Source organism: Cryobacterium sp. M91 (assembly GCF_002929615.1).
GTDB classification, from domain to species: Bacteria; Actinomycetota; Actinomycetes; order Actinomycetales; family Microbacteriaceae; genus Cryobacterium; species Cryobacterium levicorallinum.
The window spans coordinates 130659-149209 of the sequence record NZ_PJJT01000088.1; the positions used below are offsets into that span (position 1 = coordinate 130659).

Below are 18551 nucleotides of genomic sequence, written 5' to 3' on the forward strand. Positions count from 1 at the left end.
AAGCATGGCAGAATGAGGGAGTGCCAGAGTCCCGAGACAACACGCCGAACGCGACCAGTCCCGTGCGAATCATGCACCGTGCCGCCCGGATCGAGGATTGGCTGCACGATCGCCGGGAACACTCCGCCCGTCGCCGCGGCTACCGACCGACCGTCATCCCGTATTCCGGCTATGGCTCCACCGGGTGGGTGCGCATTCTCTGCCGCGTTCTGCTGGCCAAGCCGGACAAGCCGGAAAAACGGCAAAAACGTCCGAGAGCGGATGGCCGCGACGCCGGAATTCGAGGCTGGCGCAGCTTCACAAGCGTTCCGGTCAATGACGTCACGGTCACGATCGAGATCGATGGCCAGACCCATCACGTGCAGGCCGACCGGGGCGGGGTCGTCGACACCGTGGTGCCCGTGTCATTGCCCCCGGGATGGCACGTCGCCCGACTGCACACCGAATTCTCCGACGTTCAGCACGCCCCCATCTTCATCGTTGCCCCAACGGTCGGCTACGGTGTCGTTTCTGATGTCGACGACACCGTCATGGTCACAACCCTCCCCCGCCCCCTACTGGCAGCCTGGAACACGTTTGTGCTCGACGAGCATGCCCGGGTGCCGACCCCAGGGATGGCGGTCTTTCTGGAACGGCTCGCGTCGTTCACCCCGGGTGCTCCGGTCATCTATCTCTCGACCGGAGCCTGGAACGTGGCACCGACCCTGTCCCGTTTTCTCTCCCGCAACCTGTACCCGGCTGGGGCACTGCTCCTGACAGACTGGGGCCCGACGCACGACCGCTGGTTCCGCAGCGGGAGTGCCCACAAACGCGACAACCTGCGGCGGCTCGCCGAACAGTTTCCGCAAATCCGCTGGATTCTGATCGGTGACGACGGCCAGCACGACGAAGCCATCTACAGCGACTTTCAACGCGACTACCCCGGAAGCGTCGCCGCCGTGGCCATTCGCCAGCTCTCTGCGAGCGAGGCCGTGCTCGCCGGCGGCCGTTCCCGCGACGCCGTGCTCATCGAGGGCGGCCCTGAGGCCCCCTGGGTGTACGGCCCCGATGGGTCCAGCCTGTCCAGCCAGTTGGCCGAGCACGGCCTGATTTGAGCCCGGCCTGATCTGAGCGGCTTTGACACAACCAGCGATTGTGATCGCGTTGGGTTACCCCGCGGTGCTCTGCTCCATGCTCATGCGGCGCAGCACCAGGTTCTCGACGACCTGGGCCAGGCCGTAGAGGGCGAGCGAGACGATGGTGATCACCACGACCGAGGCCCACACCTCGGAATTCTGCACCTTGGCGACAGCGGCGACGATCGAGTTGCCGAGGCCCTGGCCGGTGGTCAACCACTCGGCCAAGAGTGCCCCGGTGATAGCGCCGGGCACCGAGATCTTCACCGCGGCGAAGAACGAGGGCAGGGAGCTCGGCAATGCCACCTTGCGCAGGGTCGTGACGGCGCTGCCGCCGTAGACCTTGATCACATCGCTGATCTGTGGTGAGGAGGACCGCAGACCGAAGGCGATGTTCACGAGGGCGGGGAACAGAACGACGATGGCACCCATCACGACCGCGGTGGTGAGTCCGCGCCCGGTGATGAGGCTGATGATCGGCACGAGGGCCACTAGCGGCACCGACCGCAGCAGCAGGGCGATGGGCATGAGGGCATGCTCGATACCCCGCGACAGGGTGAACACGACCGCGAGCAGCAGGGCACAGGTGAGCCCGGCGACGAACCCGAGAAAGGCGTCGCTCAGGGTCACCACGAGGTTGCCCAGAATGAGGGCCCGATTATCGGCGGCCTCGGGAACGGTAACGAGCCAGGTCCAGACGTCGAGGGGTCCCTTGGCGAGGAAGGGCGAAATGTCCAGCACGAGGAGCAGTGCCTGCCAGGCGAGCAGCACGAGAATGAGGGTGACGAGCCCGGTCAGCAGTCCGCGCAGTACGGTCGTGACTGCGACTCGTGCGAAGCTCATCGACTGCTCCGTCCGGTCGTCCACGGCGTGGCGAAACGCACTATGACGGCGAAAATCGCGTAGCCGAGCCCCGCGGTGACTCCTGCGACGAGCGCGAGGCTCCACACCCGGTCGACGTTGGCCGTTGAACCGGCCACGAGCATGGCGATGCCGAGGCCGCGGCTGACCCCGCCGAGGTACTCCCCCAGGATCGCCCCGATGAAGGCGGCCGGCGCGGCGATCTGCAGCGCCGTCAGCACACTGGGCAGCCCCGCGATCAGGCGCACCTTGCGCAGCTGCGTGAATCTGCTGCCGCCGTACACGGTGATGAGGTCGAGGCTCGCGGCATCCGCTGCCTTGAGACCGACCAGGGAACCGATCACGGTCGTGAAGAACACGGATATGGACGCGAGAAAAACCGCCGTTCCCGCCGGGTCGCCGGCGCTCGGCGCGCCGATCACGATGTAGGCGATCGGGCCGATGGCGACGATCGGGATGCAGTAGGTGATCACGGCGATCTGCACGGCGATCTTCTCGATACGCGGCAGCAGCAGCACGAGGCCGGCGAGGGCCAGGGCGAGCCCGTTGCCCCAGGCGAAGCCGATGAGCGCTTCGAGCACGGTGACGCTGACGTGCGGCAGGTAGAAGGCCGGCCCATCGCTGAGCAGTTGGTGGAGCACATCGAGCGGGGTCGGCACCGCGCCGCCCGGCATCGAGCCGACCTCGGCCAAGACAGTGACGGCGCTGATCCACCACAGTGCGACAACGCCGGCGACCCCGATCAGCCCAGTCGCCCAGGCGGGCAGGGCGCGTAGCGAACTTCGAATCACTGGTCGTCGCCCTGCACGGCGGCATCGCTAAACAGCAGGTCGGAGGCACGGTCGTGCAGGGAGTGAAACTCGGGCGAACGCATCATCTCCGGCAACCGGGGCCGGGGCAGGTCGATGTCGATGACTTCCTTGACCCGACCGGGACGTGCGCTCATTACCGCGACGTGGTCGGAGAGGAAGATCGCCTCGGCGATGCCGTGGGTGACCATGAGCGTGGTGGCCGGCTTCTGGGTCCAGATGCGCAGCAGCTCAAGGTTGAGACGCTGCCTGGTCATGTCGTCGAGGGCCCCGAAGGGTTCGTCGAGTAGCAGCACCGAGGGTTTGAGTACAAGCGACCGGGCGATGGACACGCGCTGCTTCATGCCGCCGGAGAGCTGCGCGGGCTTGGCCTTCTCAAAGCCCTGCAGTCCGACGAGGGCAATCAGTTCGTCGATGTAGGCATCGTCGACGGGAATGCGCGCCACTTCGAACGGCAGACGGATATTCGAGCGCACGCTGCGCCAGGGCAGGAGGGCGGAATCCTGGAAGGCGATGCCGAGCTGGTGCCCGCCACGCAGCTCCTGCGGGCTCTTGCCGTCTACCCTGGTCGTGCCGCTCGTTGGCTGCTCGAGCCCGGCGAGGATGCGCAGAATGGTGGATTTTCCACACCCGGACGGCCCGAGCAGGGAGAGAAAACTGCCCTTGTCGGTGTGCAGGTTGGCATTGTCGAGGGCGACGACCTTTTTGCGCCCGGCGGCGAAGACCTTGTGCAACTGGGAGATATGCAGGCCGGTTCCCGAAGCGGCCGCCTCCGCCTCGGCGCGGACCGCTGAATCACGAACACCGGCATCAGTACTACTCACGTCTTCTTACTCCTTAGCGGCTGCAGCGATTGGTTCTCGTCCGGTGCCCATTTTACGTTCCGGTCAGACCGGCTTGCGGAAGACTGACGCGCCCCGCAAGCCAGCCGACCGGGCTGCTACTTGCTGTACGCGAGCAGGTCGGGGTTCTCGGCGTAGACCTCGGCGAGCAGGGTGAGATCGAACAACTGGCTCGCCGTGATCGTCAGGCCGGTCGCTTCGAGCGTGTCGATGCTCTGCTGTTGCAGCTCAGAGCTGATCGTGAACAGCCCGTTGGTCAGGGTGTCTGCGCTCACCACGAGGTCGGTGGACTGAATCTCGGCCTGGCGGGTTTCCTTCTCGATGGTGAGATCGAAGGTCGGCCCGTAGGTGTCGACGGTGAGTTTCGCCGCGGCGGCCGGGTCGTTGATAGCGTCGGTCCAGCCACGGATCTCGGCGACCAGCAGGGCCTTGAGCTTCTCCCGGTCGTTCTTGATCGCGTCGTCGGTCACGGTGAGGGTTTCGGCGACGAACGGCAGGCCGAAGTCGGCCAGCGGCAGGTTGACCGGGTCGAGCCCGAGGAGCTCGGCGTCGATGGACTCGTTGGTCAGGTAGGAGAACCAACCGTCGACCTCACCGTTGAACAGCGGGGTCGGGTCGTACTGCACCGGAAGGGTGGTCAGGGAATCCTCGTCGATGTCGTTGATTTCGAGGAAGGCTTCCCACAGGCTCAGGTTGCTCGCCTGTACGCCGATGGTCTTGCCCTTCAGGTCGTCGAGACCGGCGATATTGCCCTTGTCGGCGAGCGAAAGAATCGTGAACGGGTTCTTCTGGTACGTGGCGCCGATGATCTTCAGCGGAGCGCCCTCGTTGGCGATGATCGTTCCGGTGGAGATGGCGTTGCCGATGCCGACGTCGACGTTGCCCGAGATGACGGCAGCTTCAATGGACGACGGACCCTCGATCATGTCCACGGCATCGAAACCGGCCTCGGCGAAGTAACCGTTCTGATCGGCGAGGTATTCGCCCATGAACTCGGCGTTCTTGATCCAGCTGAACTGGATGCTCGCGTCACCGAAGGAGGCACCCTCCACGGCCGTACCCGCGGCATCCGGGGTATCGCTGCCCGCGCAGGCCGTCAGTGCCAAGGCCAGCACGGCGGCGGCGACGACGCCCTTGACCACCCGGACAACCGCTCGATTATGGGTGGAAAAGCCTCTGGATGGTGTCATTGCGGGATTCCTCTCGAGGGTGCAAGGGCGCTGCGGTGGTACAGACGCTGTGGATCATGAATTTCCTGGGCAGAACAGCACCAGAAATCGCAGTTTAGGCGGGGCAGATATCGATTCGAGTTCGACTTTGTTTCGAACGGATGTCTAAAAAAGAAGGGTTGCCTCCGCCAGCCCGGTTCTACGCCGCACCGGCCCGGCCGCTCAGCCCGTCGGCGCCAGCAGGCGGTCGAGGCCGCGGTTGATCTGGCGAGCCCAGAGCGGACCGCGGTAGAGGAACGCGGTGTAGCCCTGCACGAGGGTGGCTCCGGCGGCGAGACGCTCGGCGACCTGGGCTGCCGTGTCGACGCCGCCAACCGAGATGACACAGAACCCGGCCGGCACGACAGCGCGAATCTGGTGCAGGATGGCGAGGGAGCGGGCCCCCAGCGGGGCGCCAGACAGGCCGCCGGCTCCGCCTGCGTCAACGGTCGCCGCATCCGTTTTCAAGCCGGTGCGGGAGATCGTGGTGTTGGTGGCGATGATTCCGTCGAGGCCCAGTTCGACGGCGAGGCTGGCGATGCGGGCGACCTCGGCATCCGCCAGATCGGGGGCGATCTTCACGAGCAGCGGGGTATCGCCGGCAGACTGTTTGACCGCGGTCAGAAGCGGGGCGAGCTGGTCAAGCTCTTGCAGGCCGCGCAGGCCTGGAGTGTTGGGCGAGCTGACGTTGACGACGAGATAGTCGGCGAGAGCGGCGAGGGTTTTAGCGCTCTGTAGGTAGTCGGCCGTCGCATTCTCGACGGCGGTGACACGGCTCTTGCCGATGTTGATGCCGAGCACGGGGCGCCCCGGCACGGCACGCACGCGAGCGAGTCGATCGACAGCGGCCGCGGCGCCGTGGTTGTTGAAGCCCATGCGGTTAATGACGGCGCGGTCGGCCACCAACCGAAAGAGTCGCGGGGTCGGGTTGCCGGGCTGGGCGAGCGCGGTGAGGGTGCCGACCTCGACGTGCCCGAATCCGAGCTGGCCGAGTCCGATGACGGCCTCGCCGTCTTTGTCGAACCCGGCGGCGACGCCGAACGGTGAGTCGAAGTGCAAGCCGAGGGTGTCGACGCCGAGGTCGGTGCGCGGCCGGGTGAAACGGTGCACGAGGCGGCCGATTCCGAGGCTCGGCAGGTGACGGATGACGATGAACGCGAGGTGGTGGGCGCGCTCGGGGTCCATCCTGGTGAGCACGAATTTGAAGAAAAGTGGATACATCGCGCCCTGGACCTTACGCCTACGGTTTAGTGGAACTGGTGGACGTGGACTCCGCTGACGCGGCCGCGGCCGCGGCCGCGTCAGTATCCGCTGGTTGCGCTCGTTTGCTGGCCTGAGCGGCCTTGTGCTCCGTGCGCAGCTGCGCGATGGCGCTTTCGAAGTCGTCGAGAGAATCAAAGCTCTGATACACACTCGCGAAGCGCAAGTACGCGACCTCGTCGAGGTCGCGTAGCGGCGGGAGGATGGCCAGGCCGATGTCGTTGGCCTCGATCTGTGCCGCTCCGGTCTGCCGAATCGTCTCTTCAACCTTCTGGGCCAGCATGGCCAGGTCGGAGTCGGTGACCGGTCTGCCTTGGCAGGCCTTGCGCACGCCGGTGACGATCTTCTCGCGGCTGAACGGCTCGACCACGCCACTGCGCTTGATAATGTTCAGGCTCGCTGTTTCGGTGGTACTGAAGCGGCGACCGCATTCGGGGCACTGACGACGACGACGAATCGAAAGGCCGTCGTCGCTCGTGCGCGAGTCGATGACTCGGGAATCGGGGTGACGACAGAACGGGCAAAACATTGTGCTGCCAGTCTACCGGTCCCGGCCTCCCCCGCTGCTCCGCGAGAGCAGGCCGCTCTCGCGCGACGGGGCCTACTGGGGAGCGAACCGCGCGGTCACGGCGTCGCCGTGCGCGGGGAGCGCCTCGGCGTTGGAGAGCGCCGCAATGTGACCGGCGACGCCCTGCAAGGCTTCGCGGCTGTAGCGAACGACCTGCTGCGGCCGGAGAAACGTGTAGGCGCCGAGTGCGGATGAGAACCGCGCCTGTCCCCCGGTGGGCAGCACGTGGTTGGATCCGGCGACGTAGTCGCCGAGGCTGACCGGCGAATACGGGCCAAGAAAGATTGCTCCGGCGTTTTCAATCTCGGCCAGCACGGCATCGGGGTCGCCGGTCTGAATTTCGAGGTGTTCCGGCCCGAAGGCGTTGCTGAACGCGGCCGCGATCTGCAGGTTGTCGACGAGCACGATCGCCGACTGGCGGCCGCCGAGCGCAGCACGAACCCGTTCGCTGTGGGTAGTGGATGCTGCCAGCACGGCGAGGCGCGCAGCCACGGCCTCGGCGAGGTCAAACGAGTCGGTCACGAGCACCGCCGCGGCGAGCTCGTCGTGCTCGGCCTGGCTGACCAGGTCTGCGGCGACGAGCAGCGGGTCGGCGGCGGCATCCGCTATCACGAGAATATCGGTGGGGCCCGCTTCGGAATCGATCCCAGCCTGGCCGCGAATGAGGCGTTTGGCGGCGGCAACGTAGACGTTGCCCGGTCCGGTGACGATCTGCACCGGGTCGAGGCCGATGTCTTCGACGCCGTAGGCGAGGGCGCCGATCGCGCCCGCGCCGCCCATGGCGTAGATCTCATCGACGCCAAGGAGCGAGGCGACGGCGAGGATGGTCGGGTGCACGCGGCCGTCGAAGTGGCTTTGCGGCGGCGATGCGAGCGCGATCGAGCGCACGCCGGAGACCTGCGCCGGTACGACGTTCATCACGACGCTGGACGGATAGACCGCCTTGCCGCCGGGAACGTAGAGGCCGACCCGGTTCACCGGCTGCCAGCGTTGAGTGACGGTGGCGCCGGCCTCGATCGTGGTGGTCACGTGCGGGGGCACCTGGGCGGCGCTGGCCAGGCGAACCCGGCGGATGGTCTCGGTGATGGCGGTGCGCACGGCCGGGTCGAGCCCGGCGATGGCGTCGGCAATGTGGCTGGCCGGAACGCGCACCTGCTCGGGGCGCACCCGGTCGAGACGTTCAGCCTGGTCGAGCAGGGCAGCCTCGCCGCGCTCGCGCACGTCGGCAATGAGCTCGGCAGCGATATCGGCGGCGACGGCGACACTGGTCAGCGCGCGGGGTACGGACGCCAGGAGGTCGGCGGGGGTCGGCTCTGTGCCGCGAAGGTCAATAGTCTGGATCATCGTGTCCCAGCCTATCCGTGAACGCTGCGCGCCGACCGGCGCAGCAGCTCGGACTGCCGAACACGCCGTGACACTCCGTGCCCGGGAATAGGCTGAAGGTGAAACAGATTGTTGGTTGAGTATGCAAAGCAACGTTGAACCCCAAGTCATTAGTGAAGCCGCTATTACTCTGCCCGCCGGCCCGCCGCTTGCAGCTGACCCGAATGCTCCCGATGACCTGGCGGCATTCAAGCACGCGTTCCGCCGTCATGCCGCCGGGGTCGCCGCAGTCACGACGCTCGCGCCCGACGGTAGTCCGGTCGGCTTCACCGCCACTTCCCTCGCCTCACTCTCGGCCGTTCCGCCGCTGGCGACCTTCAATATGGCCCGGTCGGCCAGCTCCTGGGCTGCGATTGCTGTGGCCGAGCGCGTGGTCATCCACATGCTCGGGGCCCAGAACCGGGCGATTGCCGAGAAACTGGCCGGCCCAAATACCGAACGCTTCGTCGGTGACCACTGGGAGCCGGGGCCCTATGGGCTTCCCGTGTTGACCGGGGTGACCAGCTGGATGATCGGCCGAATTGTCGAACGGGTATCGGTGCACAATAACGCCGTGGTGGTGGTGCAGATCGAGGGCGGCGGCATGGGCACCGACGATGAGGCCCTGCTCTACCACGAGCGCACCTACCGAGTACCGGGCGCCGCCGTCTAAAGCTGCCATGGTGCCCTGTGGGTAGCGGCCGTACCCGCCAGCGCGGGCACCCTTGGTCCGGGCCTGGTCGAGCCGCGCTGCTACTTCTGGGCGGCTAACTTTGCGGCGGCTTTGCGACGACGACGTTCGGCTTCGACAATGGCAGCCTCGGCCGGGGTCGGCGCGGTTCCGCCGAGGTGCGCGGGCTGCCACCACTGGCCAGAGCCCGGCACCGCATACTCCGACTGCACGGCATCGACCAGGGACTGCAGGGCCGCGTGGAGCCGAAGGGTGGCGACCGCTGCGTCACCGTCCTGGCCGGCAGCATCCGTTTGAAACGGCGTGCCGAAGCGGATGCTGACCGGAACGCCGACCCGTTCCCGCAGCGTCGAGCGGTGGTTCTTGGTCATCAGGCGATGACCACCCCACACGGCCACCGGGATGATCGGTACGTTCGCGGCCTGGGCCATGCGCACCGCGCCGGTCTTCAGCTGGCGCACCGTGAACGAGGCGTTGACGCCGCCCTCGGGAAACACGCCGAGCAATTCGCCCTCGCGGAGCGCGGTCACGGCCTGCCCATAAGCCTCGCCGCCGCTCTCCATATCGACGGAGATGTGCTTCATACCACGCAGCAGCCGCCCAACCAGCGGCTGGTCGAAGGCGCCCTTCTTGGCCATGAAGCGGATGTGTCGGCGATTGTGCAGCCAGGTGACCCACTCGACCAGGGCGAAGTCCAGGTAGCCGAAGTGGGTGATCGCGAGCACGGCGCCGCCGGTGGCGGGCAGTTGCTCCAGCCCGGTCACGTTCTGGCGTACCCGGAGCACGCCGAACAGGGCGCGTCCGGCGCTGATAGCGGTCGAGTAGATCGGCTCTCGCTTGTGCATGTATCCAGCCTAAGCGGGCATCCTGTCAGTCATCTGCAGCCCAGTGAACCGGGTCAGGTCAGGCAGTTGGGCCCGAGGATGCTCTTCAGCTCGCCGAACAGGTCCGCGCTCACCTTCACCCGGTGCGGCAACTCGAACACCCGCGCCACATCACCCTTGACCAGTTTGAGGCGCACCTCGGCGTCGCCGGCATGGCGCTGGAGAATCTCGCCGAGCGCGCTCACCGTGTCAGTCGTCGCCCGCGCCTCCCCCACCGTGATCGCGACCATGCTCTGGTCCGAACCTTGGCCGAGTTCGGGCTGGAACACGCTGAAGGCGTGCAGGTTCATGCCGTCGTCGCGCAGGCTTACCCGACCGCGCACCACGACGACCGAGTCGCTGATCAGCTCCGGCGCGAACTCCAGATAGGCCTTGCCCATGAACATCGCGGTGATCTCGCCGCCGAAGTCCTCGACCTGAATCATGCCGTACTGGTTGCCCGACTTCTTCGCGATGCGATGCTGCACGCTCGTAATCAGGCCAGCCACGGTCACCGTGTCGCCGTCCTCTGTCGACTCCGACGCGATCAGGTCGGCGATCGTGGTGCTGGCGTGCTTGGCGAGCGGTATCTCCAGCCCGGCGAGCGGATGGTCGGACACGTACAGTCCGAGCATGTCACGTTCGTAGGCGAGTTTCTCTTTCTTGCTCCACTCCGGCCGGTCTGGCACCTGTTCGGTGTCCTGCGGCTCGTCGAACAGGCTGTCAAAGTCAAACCCGATATTGCCGTTGCTCTCTTCACGCTTGATCTTGACGGCCGACTCGACGGCCGACTCGTGAATCTCGACCATGCCCCGACGGGTGGCGCCGAGCGAGTCGAACGCCCCGGCCTTGACCAATGATTCAATCGTGCGCTTATTGGCCACCGGCAGCGGCACCTTGCGCAGAAAGTCGTGGAACGATTCGAAGCGCCCCTTCTCCTCGCGGGCGCCGCGAATGGCCTCCACCACGTTGAAACCGACGTTACGCACAGCACCCAGACCAAAACGGATGTCCGTACCCACCGCCGCAAAGAATCCGATCGACTCGTTCACGTCGGGCGCTAGCACCTGGATGCCCATGCGACGGCACTCGTTGAGGTACAGCGCGAGCTTGTCCCGGGAGTCGCCGACGCTCGTGAGCAGGGCCGCCATGTACTCGGCCGGGTAGACGGCCTTGAGGTAGGCGGTCCAATAGGAGAGCACGCCGTACGCGGCCGAGTGCGCCTTGTTGAAGGCATAGTCGGAGAACGGCAGCAGAATATTCCAGACCGTGGTGACGGCATCCATGGAATAGCCGCGGTCTTGCATGCCCTTGGAGAAGCCCTCGAACTGCTTGTCCAGCTCGGACTTCTTTTTCTTACCCATGGCCCGGCGCAACAGATCGGCTTCACCGAGCGTGAAGCCAGCGAGCACCTGCGCGATCGACATAACCTGCTCCTGGTACACGATCAGGCCGTAGGTGGTGCCGATGACGTCCTTGAGGGGCTCTTCGAGCTCCTTGTGAATCGGGATGATCTCCTGCACGCCGGTTTTGCGCAGCGCGTAGTTGGTGTGCGAGTTGGCGCCCATGGGCCCTGGGCGGTACAGCGCGATGACGGCCGAGATGTCCTCGAAGTTGTCGGGTTTCATGAGCCGCAACAGGGCCCGCATCGGGCCGCCGTCGAGCTGGAACACACCGAGCGTGTCGCCGCGGGCGAGCAGTTCGTAGGCGGCGGGGTCTTCGAGGCCGAGGTCTTCGAGCACGGGCCGGTGGCCGCGGTTCACGGCGATATTGTCGAGGGTGTCGTCGATAATGGTGAGGTTGCGCAGCCCCAAAAAGTCCATCTTGATCAGTCCGAGGGCTTCGGAAGCCGGGTAATCGAACTGCGTGACGACCTGGCCATCCGCTTCACGCTTCATGATCGGAATAATGTCGATCAGGGGGTCGCTCGACATGATCACTCCGGCCGCGTGCACACCCCACTGGCGTTTGAGGTTTTCCAGGCCGAGCGCGGTGTCGAAGACGGTGCGGGCCTCTGGATCGCTTTCAATCACGGCCCGAAAATCAGCCGCTTCGCGGTAGCGCGGGTGGTCCTTATCGAACATGCCAGTCAGCGGCACGTCTTTGCCCATGATGGCCGGCGGCATGGCCTTGGTGAGTTTGTCGCCCATTCCGAACGGAAAGCCGAGCACGCGCGAGGCGTCTTTCAGGGCCTGCTTGGCCTTGATCGTGCCGTAGGTGACGATCTGGGCGACGCGTTCCTCGCCGTACTTCTCGGTGACGTACTTGATGACCTCACCGCGGCGACGCTCGTCGAAGTCGACGTCGAAGTCGGGCATGGAGACGCGGTCGGGGTTGAGGAACCGTTCGAAGATGAGTCCGTGCACGAGCGGGTCGAGGTCGGTGATGCCCATCGCGTAGGCGACCATCGAGCCGGCGCCCGAGCCGCGACCGGGACCGACGCGGATGCCCTGCTGCTTGGACCACATGATGAAGTCGGCGACGACGAGAAAGTAGCCGGGAAAGCCCATCTGCACGATGATGCCGATTTCGTAGTCCGCGCGCTTGCGCACGTCATCGGGGATGCCCTTCGGGTAGCGTTTGGCCAACCCGATCTCGTTCTCCTTGATGAACCAGCTTTCCTCGTTCTCGCCCTCCGGGCAGGGAAAGCGGGGCATGTAGTTGGCTTTGGTGTTGAATTCCACCTCGCAGCGCTCGGCGATGAGCAGCGTGTTGTCGCAGGATTCGGGGTGGTCCCGAAACATATGCCGCATCTGCGCCGCGGTCTTCAGGTAGAACTCGTTAGAGTCGAACTTGAACCGGTTCGGGTCGTCCAAAGTGGATGCCGACTGTACGCAGAGCAGCGCTGCGTGGGCTGTCGCATCGTGCGCGTGGGTGTAGTGCAAGTCGTTGGTGGCCAGCAGCGGAAGGTCAAGTTCCTTGGCCAGCTTGAGCAGGTCGGTCATAGTGCGGCGTTCGATGTCGATGCCGTGGTCCATGATCTCGCAGAAGAAATTCTCTTTGCCGAAGATGTCCTGAAAGTCGCCGGCGGCCTTCTTTGCCTCCTCATACTGACCGAGGCGCAGCCGGGTCTGAACCTCGCCACCGACGCAGCCGGTGGTGCCGATCAGTCCCTTGGAGAACTGGCTGAGCAGCTCGCGGTCCATGCGCGGTTTGAAGTAGTAACCCTCGAGGCTCGCCTTCGAAGAGAGTCGGAACAGGTTGTGCATGCCCTCGGTGTTTTCGGAGAGCAGCGTCATGTGGGTGTACGAACCAGCGCCACCGACGTCGTCCCGGTTTTGGCCGCTCGTGCCCCAGCGCACCCGGGTCTTGTCCCGCCGATCGGTGCCGGGCGTGATGTACGCCTCGGTGCCGATGATCGGCTTAATGCCGGCATCGGTCGCGCTCTTCCAGAAGTCGAATGCACCGAACACGTTGCCGTGGTCGGTGATCGCGACCGCCGGCATCCCCTCGTCGACGGCAGCCTTGATCAGGGGTTTCACCCGGGCCGCTCCGTCGAGCATGGAATATTCACTGTGCACGTGCAGATGCACGAACGAGTCGGTCGCGCTGGCCGGGTTACTCACGATTGCTCCGAGCAGTTGATGGAACGGTGTTCGATGGGGTCGATCGCCTCGCTTGATTCTGGGCGAGCGGATGCTGCGGCTAATCTCCGCGCAGCACGCCGAGGGCGTGCGAGAGGTCGGCCGGGTAGTCGGCGTTGTAGGTGACCCATTCGTGACTGTCCGGGTGGGTGAAGGCCAGCTGCTTGGCGTGCAGCCATTGCCGTTTCAGGCCGAGCCGGGCGGTGATCGATGGATCGGCGCCGTACATGGCGTCGCCGACACACGGATGCCGCTGGGCCGTCATGTGCACCCGAATCTGGTGGGTGCGCCCCGTCTCCAGGTGCACCTCGAGCAGGGAACCGTAGGGGAAAGCTTCGAGGGTCTCATAGTGGGTGATCGATGGCTTGCCATCGGCCATGACCGCGAACTTCCAGTCCGACCGCGGGTGGCGACCGATCGGGGCGTCGATCGTTCCGGTCAGCGGGTCGGGATGACCCTGCACGACGGTGTGGTAGATCTTCTGCACCTCGCGGTCATGGAAGGCCTTCTTGAGCGCCGTGTAGGCCGTCTCCGACTTGGCCACGACCATGAGCCCGCTGGTGCCGACGTCGAGGCGGTGCACGATGCCGGCGCGTTCCGCCGCGCCGGAGGTCGCGATGCGGAATCCAGCCGCCGCGAGGGCGCCCGGAACGGTCGGCCCGGTCCAGCCGACGCTCGCGTGCGCGGCGACCCCGGCGGGCTTGTTAATGACGACGATGCTCTCGTCGTCGTGCACGATCGTCAGGTCGGGTACGGCGATGGGGATGATGCGCAGCGGCTGCTTGGGCTGCCAGGTGACTTCGATCCAGGCTCCGGCTCGCAGCCGGTCGGACTTGCCGACGACGGTGCCGTCGACCACGACGCCGCCGGCTTCGGAGACCTCGGCGGCGAAGCTGCGGGAGAATCCGAACAGCTTGGCCAAACCGGCGTCAACGCGCACGCCCTCCAGCCCGTCGGGCAGGGGCAGGGAGCGACTCTCCGAGCTGCCGGTCATGGGCGCGGCTCGGTGGTCGGTGTCTCGGCCGGTGCAGCTGCGGTTGGTGCGGTGGTGGGTGTTTCTGGAGTCACAGCATCCGTTTGTTTCAAGGTTGACGCAGTCTTCTTGCTTTCGGCCACGACCTTGTTGCCATCGAGGCCGATGCCGCGGATGGTCAGGATCATGAACATGGCCATGCTGGTCACGATGGCCATGTCGGCCACGTTGTAGATCGCCGGCAGCATCCAGGGCGTTGAGATGAAGTCGATGACGTGGCCGAGCCCGAAACCGGGCACGCGCAGCAGGCGATCGGTCAGGTTGCCGAGCACACCGCCCAGCAGCAGGCCGAAGACGAGTCCCCAGGCGAGCGAGCGGATGCGCCGGGCGAACCAGATAATGAACACCACGACGGCCGCGGCGATGATCGAAAAGATCCAGGTGGATCCGCTCGCGAGGGAGAACGCGGCACCCGGGTTCCGAACGAAGTGCAGTTGCAGCACATCGTTCAGAACCCGGATGACGGAGCCCTCCGTCATCGACGCGACGACGAGGTACTTACTGATTTGATCGAGCGCGTAAACGCCGAGCGCGACGAGGGCTAGAACGATAAGCGCTCGCGAACGCTTCTTCGTTCGGGCCCTAGGCTCCAAAGCCCTGGAAGCTGGGCTTCGAGCTCGAGTCGGACGACGGCGAGTCGACCGAGCTCGCGTCGAGGTCGTTCAGCTGACCCTCGATGTAGCTCTTGAGCTTGAGGCGGTACTCACGCTCGAACGTGCGCAGGCCATCGATCTTGCCCTCGAGCGCCGTGCGCTCCAGGTCGAGCTTCTGCAGCTGAACGCGCTGCTGTGTCTCGGCTTCGGCGATGACGCGAGCGGCGGTGGCGTGACCTTCAGCGATCAGGGCATCGCGCTTCTCGGCGCCTTCCTTGACGTGTTCCTCGTGCAGGCGGCGAGCCAGCTGCAGCAGGTTGGTCGTGCCGGCGGTCTCGTCGATCGGCGTCGGTACGATCGGCGCAGCCGCGGCCACGGGGGCAGCGACGGCAACCGGTTCGGCGACCACTGCGGCAACCGGAGCGGACTCGACTGCGGGGGCAGCTTCGGAGCCGGCCCCGCCGCGCAGTTCTTCGTTTTCCTTGGTCAGGCGACGCAGTTCGACGACGACCTCATCGAGGAAGTCATCGACCTCATCCTGGTCGTATCCCTCGCGGAACTTGGTCGACTGGAACCTTTTATTGACTACATCTTCCGGAGTTAGCGCCATGGCTTTTCACCCTCAAAACTAATATTTGTTGCGAACATTTGACTTACTCGAGCAATTGATTGCTTCGAGCATATGAATGACTTGAGCAGTTGAATGACTGGGTCCTAGGAACAACCCGAGCTGCCGACGAGCGAGTATGGGCTCACGGCGAACCATCATCGGACAAGGATACATGCCCCGGTGGGGCTATTTACAGTAAGCCCGACAGAGACATGCCCACGATGCAGCACAGCATCGTCAGTGTGAAACCGAAATCCAACGCGATGGGACCGATCCGAAGCGGCGGTACCAGTTTTCGAAAGAACTGCACCGGCGGATCGGTCAGCGTGTAGACGAGCTCCACCAGCACGAGCAAGAAGCCCTGCGGCCGCCACGAACGATTCACGCCGCGCACGAGGTCGATGATGAATCGACCCCACAGCACGAGGAAGTACATAAAGAACAGGAAGTAGAAGAGATTCCCGAGAATCGGTATACCAGTCACAGTTCAGTTTAGCCTTGCGCGAAGAAGGAGCCGTCCTCAGCGCCCTCTTCGGTCGTGCTGTCGCCGGAGACGACGACGTGGGACGGCGACAGCAGGAAGACCTTGGCGGTGACCCGCTCGATCTTGCCGTACAGTCCCTGAGATAGGCCGCTGGCGAAGTCAATGAGGCGGCGAGCGTCGCCGTCGCTCATCTGCGACAGGTTGATAATGACCGGGATGCCGTCACGGAAGGATTCGGCGATGACCTGGGCGTCCTTGTAAGCGCGCGGGTGAACGGTGAGAATTTCATTCATTTCGGACGCAACCACATTCTGGGGGGTCGAAGTCTTGCGCAGGGGGGTGACCGGTGCACGACCGGCGGTGTTCTGGGCTGCGCTGGAGTGCGCGGCGGTACCGTGGGGCGTGTTGTCGTGCCCACGGGCCGGCACAGCGCTCACATGGTTCGTGTTGGCAGCACCTTGGGCGCCGGCGGGCGCCTGGTACTCCAGCTCTTCGTCTGCCAGACCCAGATAGACCATGGTTTTCTTGAGCGGGTTGGACATGTCGACCTCCGTGTTGGTTTGCTTCTTCGAGATTAACTGAACGCCGGACGATTACCGGTGATTGCGGTGCCAATTCTTAGGTGTGTCGCCCCTTCGAGCACGGCGGCGGCGTAGTCCTGGCTCATACCCATCGACAGCGCCGTGGCCGCGGGGGCCTGGCTGCAAATCTGCACACTGAGCTCGCGCACGCGCGCAAACGCGCGGCGTGGTTCCTCCGCCAGCGGCGCAACGGCCATGAGCCCCAGCAGGTGCACGCCGGGCGCGGCGAGAACAGTGTCGACCAGGGCCGGCAGGTTCGCGGGATCCACGCCGCCGCGAGCCGCATCATCCGTTAAATTGACCTGAATGAAGCAATCGATGGTCGATTCCCCCGAGGCGAGTGCGGCCACAAGCGAGTCCCGATCAACCGAGTGGATGACGTCGGCGTAGGCGCGCACCTGGCGCGCCTTCTTGCCCTGCACCTGTCCGACAAAATGCCAGGTCAGGTCGAGCTCGGCGAGCTCAGCGGCCTTGGACTGCGCCTCCTGGTGTCGATTCTCCCCCACGTGGCGCACCCCGAGGGCGTACAACGCTTCGATCAGCGACACCGGATGAAACTTGGTGACGACGATCGTCGTGACCTCGGCCGCATCGCGACCGGCCTCGCGGGCGGCGTCGGTCACACCAGCGCGCACGGTTTCGAGACGGGTGGCCAGATCGACCGGTGCCGCGCCTGGAGATACCATGCTCATGATGTTCGGTTCGTTTCGTTTCGTTTCAGGCGATTAAGGCACGATACCGGGGCCGACTGAGTCGGCCCCGGGAGGGATCTCGTCCTACTTGAGGAAGTCCGGGATGTCCAGGTCGTCGGCTTCTTCTTCGAAGGCCGGGTCGGCCACGGTGACGCCGTTCGCGGAGTCGGAACCACCCCAGACTGAGGCCGCAAGCTCGCCATCGCTGTAGCTGCCCGAGTCGGTGGCCGGCGCGCCGGCTGCTCCAGCGAATGCCGCTCCGGCTGCCGTACCGGCACCGGCCGCGATGCCGGCAGCAACGAGGTCGGCACGCCGCACCTCGACCGCCTTGGCGCCGGGCTCGCCGCCATCAAAGCCGGCGGCGATAACAGTGACTCGTACCTCGTCGCCGAGGGTGTCATCGATGACGGCACCGAAGATGATGTTCGCTTCGGGGTGCACTGCTTCCTGCACGAGGCGGGCCGCATCATTGATCTCGAAGATTCCAAGGTTGGAGCCACCCTGGATCGACAGCAGCACGCCATGCGCGCCATCGATCGAGGCCTCAAGCAACGGCGAGGCCACGGCCAGTTCGGCAGCCTTGATGGCACGGTCGGCGCCGCGAGCGGAGCCGATACCCATGAGTGCGGATCCTGCGCCCTGCATGACCGACTTGACGTCGGCGAAGTCGAGGTTGATCAGGCCGGGGGTGGTGATCAGGTCGGTGATGCCCTGCACACCGGCGAGGAGCACCTGGTCGGCGGTCGCGAAGGCCTCGAGCATGCTGATGCCGCGGTCGCTGATCTCGAGCAGGCGATCGTTGGGCACGACGATAAGGGTGTCGACCTCGTTCTTGAGCGAGGCAACGCCGGTCTCGGCCTGAGCCTGACGACGCTTGCCCTCGAAGCCGAACGGCTTGGTGACGACACCGATGGTGAGGGCACCAATCGACTTGGCGATGCGGGCGACGACGGGGGCGCCACCGGTTCCGGTGCCACCACCCTCGCCAGCGGTGACGAAGACCATGTCGGCCCCGGCGAGGGCTTCCTCGATCTCTTCGGCGTGATCCTCGGCGGCGCGGCGACCCACCTCGGGGTCCGCGCCGGCACCGAGGCCGCGGGTGAGGTCACGACCGACGTCGAGCTTGACGTCGGCGTCGCTCATGAGCAGAGCCTGGGCATCCGTATTGATGGCGATGAACTCGACACCGCGGAGGCCCAGTTCGATCATGCGGTTGACGGCGTTGACGCCACCACCGCCGATGCCGACAACCTTGATGACGGCTAGATAATTTTGATTGTTTGACACGTCCGGCCTCCGGGTGGAACCCTAAACCTCTAGTCGAGGTTTAAAGTTATGCTGAGTATGCAATTCCTGATTACGAAAGTATGCGGGCGAGGCGCGCGAATGGGGAGG

General features: G+C 65.2%; 18 protein-coding genes. 2 read left to right on the plus strand and 16 right to left on the minus strand.

Annotated elements, in window-relative coordinates; genetic code table 11:
- Window positions 1-71 precede the first annotated feature (71 nt).
- Window positions 72-1094, plus strand: coding sequence for an App1 family protein (locus CXY80_RS13930; protein WP_092450735.1), 1023 nt, complete (start codon window positions 72-74; stop codon window positions 1092-1094).
- Between the two features lie 54 nt (window positions 1095-1148).
- Here CXY80_RS13930 and CXY80_RS13935 read toward each other — a convergent pair whose 3' ends face one another.
- From CXY80_RS13935 to hisD, 7 genes are all read right to left on the minus strand, one after another.
- Window positions 1149-1958, minus strand: coding sequence for an ABC transporter permease (locus CXY80_RS13935; RefSeq protein ID WP_104132848.1), 810 nt, complete (start codon window positions 1956-1958; stop codon window positions 1149-1151).
- Window positions 1955-2767, minus strand: a complete 813-nt coding sequence (locus tag CXY80_RS13940; protein WP_233195385.1) for an ABC transporter permease — start codon at window positions 2765-2767, stop codon at window positions 1955-1957. Before CXY80_RS13940 ends, CXY80_RS13935 begins: the two co-directional genes overlap by 4 nt.
- Window positions 2764-3609, minus strand: coding sequence for an ABC transporter ATP-binding protein (locus tag CXY80_RS13945; protein ID WP_104132849.1), 846 nt, complete (start codon window positions 3607-3609; stop codon window positions 2764-2766). Before CXY80_RS13945 ends, CXY80_RS13940 begins: the two co-directional genes overlap by 4 nt.
- Window positions 3610-3725: 116 nt before the next feature.
- A complete protein-coding gene (locus CXY80_RS13950; protein ID WP_104132850.1) occupies window positions 3726-4817 on the minus strand; it encodes an ABC transporter substrate-binding protein in 1092 nt (363 codons plus the stop codon).
- A 201-nt stretch (window positions 4818-5018) separates the two neighbouring features.
- Window positions 5019-6056, minus strand: coding sequence for a quinone-dependent dihydroorotate dehydrogenase (locus tag CXY80_RS13955; protein WP_104132851.1), 1038 nt, complete (start codon window positions 6054-6056; stop codon window positions 5019-5021).
- A 19-nt stretch (window positions 6057-6075) separates the two neighbouring features.
- On the minus strand, window positions 6076-6624 hold the full coding sequence (nrdR, locus tag CXY80_RS13960; RefSeq protein WP_104132852.1) for a transcriptional regulator NrdR: 549 nt from the start codon (window positions 6622-6624) through the stop codon (window positions 6076-6078).
- A 72-nt stretch (window positions 6625-6696) separates the two neighbouring features.
- Entirely contained in the window at window positions 6697-8007 is a 1311-nt protein-coding gene (hisD, locus tag CXY80_RS13965) for a histidinol dehydrogenase (protein WP_092450509.1), read from the minus strand.
- Window positions 8008-8128: 121 nt separating this feature from the next.
- On the opposite strand from hisD, the gene CXY80_RS13970 reads away from it, so the two are divergent.
- Window positions 8129-8698 (plus strand): flavin reductase family protein, encoded by a 570-nt coding sequence (locus tag CXY80_RS13970; protein WP_092450511.1) that lies wholly within the window; start codon window positions 8129-8131, stop codon window positions 8696-8698.
- 80 nt (window positions 8699-8778) lie between these two features.
- Here CXY80_RS13970 and CXY80_RS13975 read toward each other — a convergent pair whose 3' ends face one another.
- The 9 genes from CXY80_RS13975 to ftsZ form a co-directional block, all read right to left on the minus strand.
- On the minus strand, window positions 8779-9561 hold the full coding sequence (locus tag CXY80_RS13975) for a 1-acyl-sn-glycerol-3-phosphate acyltransferase (RefSeq protein ID WP_104132853.1): 783 nt from the start codon (window positions 9559-9561) through the stop codon (window positions 8779-8781).
- Between the two features lie 53 nt (window positions 9562-9614).
- Window positions 9615-13082, minus strand: a complete 3468-nt coding sequence (gene dnaE / locus CXY80_RS13980; RefSeq protein WP_233195394.1) for a DNA polymerase III subunit alpha — start codon at window positions 13080-13082, stop codon at window positions 9615-9617.
- A 142-nt stretch (window positions 13083-13224) separates the two neighbouring features.
- Complete coding sequence (locus CXY80_RS13985) at window positions 13225-14157, minus strand: RluA family pseudouridine synthase (RefSeq protein ID WP_092450518.1); 933 nt, start codon at window positions 14155-14157, stop codon at window positions 13225-13227.
- Window positions 14154-14789, minus strand: a complete 636-nt coding sequence (gene lspA, locus CXY80_RS13990) for a signal peptidase II (protein WP_104132854.1) — start codon at window positions 14787-14789, stop codon at window positions 14154-14156. The genes CXY80_RS13985 and lspA overlap by 4 nt, the downstream gene beginning before the upstream one ends.
- Complete coding sequence (locus CXY80_RS13995) at window positions 14779-15399, minus strand: DivIVA domain-containing protein (protein ID WP_092450522.1); 621 nt, start codon at window positions 15397-15399, stop codon at window positions 14779-14781. The genes lspA and CXY80_RS13995 overlap by 11 nt, the downstream gene beginning before the upstream one ends.
- Before the next feature lie 190 nt (window positions 15400-15589).
- Window positions 15590-15883: a YggT family protein gene (locus CXY80_RS14000; RefSeq protein ID WP_241977903.1), complete on the minus strand. Its 294-nt coding sequence runs from the start codon at window positions 15881-15883 to the stop codon at window positions 15590-15592.
- An 8-nt stretch (window positions 15884-15891) separates the two neighbouring features.
- The gene (locus CXY80_RS14005) at window positions 15892-16425 is read right to left on the minus strand and encodes a cell division protein SepF (protein WP_092450524.1); all 534 of its coding nucleotides are present in this window, start codon (window positions 16423-16425) and stop codon (window positions 15892-15894) included.
- Window positions 16426-16457: 32 nt separating this feature from the next.
- Window positions 16458-17156 carry a YggS family pyridoxal phosphate-dependent enzyme gene (locus CXY80_RS14010; RefSeq protein ID WP_092450526.1) on the minus strand — a complete coding sequence of 233 codons (699 nt, stop codon included), beginning with the start codon at window positions 17154-17156 and terminating at the stop codon, window positions 16458-16460.
- An 84-nt stretch (window positions 17157-17240) separates the two neighbouring features.
- Window positions 17241-18443 carry a cell division protein FtsZ gene (ftsZ, locus tag CXY80_RS14015; RefSeq protein ID WP_092450528.1) on the minus strand — a complete coding sequence of 401 codons (1203 nt, stop codon included), beginning with the start codon at window positions 18441-18443 and terminating at the stop codon, window positions 17241-17243.
- Between the last annotated feature and the right edge of the window lie 108 nt (window positions 18444-18551).

Bases quoted from the DNA above. Each gene is read 5' to 3' on its own strand.
- CXY80_RS13955 (WP_104132851.1), bottom strand. From the start codon at position 6,056: ATGTATCCACTTTTCTTCAAATTCGTGCTCACCAGGATGGACCCCGAG.
- CXY80_RS13975 (WP_104132853.1), bottom strand. From the start codon at position 9,561: ATGCACAAGCGAGAGCCGATCTACTCGACCGCTATCAGCGCCGGACGC.
- dnaE (WP_233195394.1), bottom strand. From the start codon at position 13,082: ATGCTCGACGGAGCGGCCCGGGTGAAACCCCTGATCAAGGCTGCCGTC.
- hisD (WP_092450509.1), bottom strand. From the start codon at position 8,007: ATGATCCAGACTATTGACCTTCGCGGCACAGAGCCGACCCCCGCCGAC.
- CXY80_RS13935 (WP_104132848.1), bottom strand. From the start codon at position 1,958: ATGAGCTTCGCACGAGTCGCAGTCACGACCGTACTGCGCGGACTGCTG.
- CXY80_RS13985 (WP_092450518.1), bottom strand. From the start codon at position 14,157: ATGACCGGCAGCTCGGAGAGTCGCTCCCTGCCCCTGCCCGACGGGCTG.
- CXY80_RS14005 (WP_092450524.1), bottom strand. From the start codon at position 16,425: ATGTCCAACCCGCTCAAGAAAACCATGGTCTATCTGGGTCTGGCAGAC.
- CXY80_RS13930 (WP_092450735.1), top strand. From the start codon at position 72: ATGCACCGTGCCGCCCGGATCGAGGATTGGCTGCACGATCGCCGGGAA.
- CXY80_RS13970 (WP_092450511.1), top strand. From the start codon at position 8,129: ATGCAAAGCAACGTTGAACCCCAAGTCATTAGTGAAGCCGCTATTACT.
- CXY80_RS13950 (WP_104132850.1), bottom strand. From the start codon at position 4,817: ATGACACCATCCAGAGGCTTTTCCACCCATAATCGAGCGGTTGTCCGG.
- CXY80_RS13995 (WP_092450522.1), bottom strand. From the start codon at position 15,399: ATGGCGCTAACTCCGGAAGATGTAGTCAATAAAAGGTTCCAGTCGACC.
- CXY80_RS14010 (WP_092450526.1), bottom strand. From the start codon at position 17,156: ATGAGCATGGTATCTCCAGGCGCGGCACCGGTCGATCTGGCCACCCGT.
- nrdR (WP_104132852.1), bottom strand. From the start codon at position 6,624: ATGTTTTGCCCGTTCTGTCGTCACCCCGATTCCCGAGTCATCGACTCG.